Genomic DNA, 1,393 nt, shown 5'->3' with positions numbered 1-1,393 from the left:
AACAAACTAATTATGGCTCTGTCTTTTTAAGTTAACCCACGAATGGAGGCTAGCCTCGTGGGGAGTCATTATGTCTAGCCATACTCATCACTCATGGAGTCGGATTTAAAGATGAAAATGTATAAATACATTGGATTGATTTTATTAACATTAATTCAGACTGCATCAGCTAAAGATGAATTGTCGTTTAAAGACTGGCGAAATACTGCTATCAATTCAAATTTTTCAGGTGTTGTGTTGGTTGCTGCAGAGAATAAAGTCTTGTTTAAAGAAGCTTTCGGGTTGGCAAATAGAGAGAAGAATATACCTTTTTCCGAAGATACAATTTTTAATATTGGCTCACTTACAAAACAATTTACAGCAACTGCAATTTTAAAACTGCATGAATCTAATAAACTCTCTGTCAATGATCCGCTCTCTAAGTTTTTTGATAATGTTCCCGATGACAAGAAAAGAATTACAGTACATCACCTATTAACACACACTGCTGGTTTTGTTGCTACCCGAGGAGGGGGTAGTTCAAATTTGTATGATGTTGTGACAAGAAAGGAGTTAATTGAAACTGCTTTAAAATCAAAATTACTTACTCTACCCGGGGAAGAATATAATTACTCAAATATTGGTTATAACCTACTCGCGATAATTATCGAAAAAATCACAGCGGATAACTATGAAAATTTTTATTATGAAAATCTTTTTGAACCAGCAGGTTTAACTGAAACAGGTTATCGTCTACCCAAACGGGCTGAAAATAGAGTCGCTATAAATTACGGTGCAGATCAAACTGCTTATCAACGGCTATTTTCTATTGAAGCAAAAAGTCTCCCTGTCGGAAGCCCTTTTCAGCATTTAAAGGACAAGGAAGGCCCACGCTTTAATATGGAGGGCGCAGGAGGCATGTCATCTACTGTAGGAGACCTATTCTTTTGGTATATGGCTTTGAGTTCAAATTTGATTCTTACTGACGAATCTAAAAAGCAATTATTCTTACCACACAATGCATCGTTAGAGAAAGAGTCCAAATCCCATTATGGTTATGGTTGGGATATTAAGTCTACTGCTAGAGGAACATTACATGCCCAACACAATGGTTCAAATGGGTACTCTTTTGCCGATATGCATTATTTTGTTGATGAAAATATTTTTATCGTGCTAGCGACAAATGACATAGATGTTTATCCACAAGTTGTAATGGACGAGCTTTTATCACTAGTGGAGTCTGGTATGGCTAACAAGAAAATTAACAAGGACTAAAAACAGCGGGCTGTTCACTTCGCTCCATTTTAGCCCACTATCTTTAGCCTATTATTTAGGCCTTGGTATGACTCCCCACGTCAACTTAAAAACACTGATCCCTGCTCAATAAATTAGAGCCATAATCTTTTCTTTTAAA

1 protein-coding gene is annotated in these 1,393 nt (G+C 36.5%); it reads left to right on the top strand.

The features are described 5' to 3' along the window. The first annotated feature begins 111 nt into the window (after window positions 1-111). Window positions 112-1,254, top strand: coding sequence for a serine hydrolase domain-containing protein (locus tag ACRRSQ_RS20565; protein WP_440877652.1), 1,143 nt, complete (start codon window positions 112-114; stop codon window positions 1,252-1,254). Window positions 1,255-1,393 lie beyond the last annotated feature (139 nt).

Source organism: Thalassotalea sp. PLHSN55 (assembly GCF_052030545.1).
GTDB lineage: Bacteria > Pseudomonadota > Gammaproteobacteria > Enterobacterales > Alteromonadaceae > CANMXU01.
Note: the sequence above shows the minus strand (reverse complement) of the source record. Positions and strands in the feature narration are given on the sequence as shown.